The organism is Kitasatospora sp. MY 5-36, from assembly GCF_001182915.1.
Taxonomy (GTDB): Bacteria; Actinomycetota; Actinomycetes; order Streptomycetales; family Streptomycetaceae; genus Kitasatospora.
This window is the reverse complement of the sequence record NZ_LFVW01001331.1, coordinates 1-870: the sequence shown is the minus strand read 5'-3', so window position 1 is coordinate 870 and position 870 is coordinate 1. Positions and strand designations below refer to the sequence as shown.

Annotated in this window: 1 protein-coding gene; it reads right to left on the bottom strand. The window is 79.1% G+C overall.

Annotation, left to right across the window (positions count from 1 at the left end):
- Positions 1 to 187 precede the first annotated feature (187 nt).
- A partial coding sequence (ssd, locus tag AE652_RS42275; protein ID WP_049661525.1) for a septum site-determining protein Ssd occupies positions 188 to 870 on the bottom strand: 683 nt, incomplete at its 5' end.

Genomic DNA, 870 nt, shown 5'->3' with positions numbered 1-870 from the left:
AGCCGGACCGCGTCCACCAGGGCCGCCGCCCGCTGCTCGCGGGCCGTGCGACCGTACGGACAAGGCCCGTGCCCGGGCTCCGGCGGCCCGCCGGGCGGCGGCACGCTCCGCAGCGGCCGGTGCTCCCGCGCACCGCCGCCCGGACCGGGCGATCCGCTCCGAAGGACCGTTCTGCGCAGACGGACCATCAGTACACACCTCCTCCAGCCACCGGCACCGGCGGCAGCACCTCGGTCAGGAAGCTCGCGCAGAAGCGCGCGAGAGGGCCGCCCTCCCGGCTTCCGGGCGGGACGCCCTTCACGACGTCCTGGGCCAGGCCCGGCTCCGGCTCCAGCTCCCCCGCCAGCGGCAACCGCAGCCCGCGGACGATCTGCCGGGCCGGGAGCCCGCCGGCCCGCACCGGCCGCACCACGGCCCGGACGTCCCCGAGCCGCATCCGGGCCGCCGCCGCGACCCGGTCGGCGGCGGCCACCGCGCGCAGCTCGGCCGACACCACCAGGAGCGCCAGGTCGGACTGCTCCAGCGCCTGCCCGGCGGCCGCGTCGAGGTGCCGGGGCACGTCGACCACCACCAGCCCGCCGCGCCGTCTGGAGGCGGCCAGCACGCTGCGCATGGCCTCCGGCGGCACCGTCAGGGTGTCGCCGCGGTCCCAGGACAGGCAGGACAGCGCGGAGAGCCGTTTGAGCGCGGGCAGCGCCCGGGCCAGCTCGGCCCCGCTGACCCGCCCGCGGGAGCCGGCCAGATCGGGCCAGCGCAGCCCGCTGACCCGCTCGCCGCCGAGCAGGATGTCGAGGCCCCCGCCCAGCGGATCGCCGTCCAGGAGCATCGTCCGCCGGCCCGCCCTCTCGTCCACCGTCGGCAGCCCCGTTC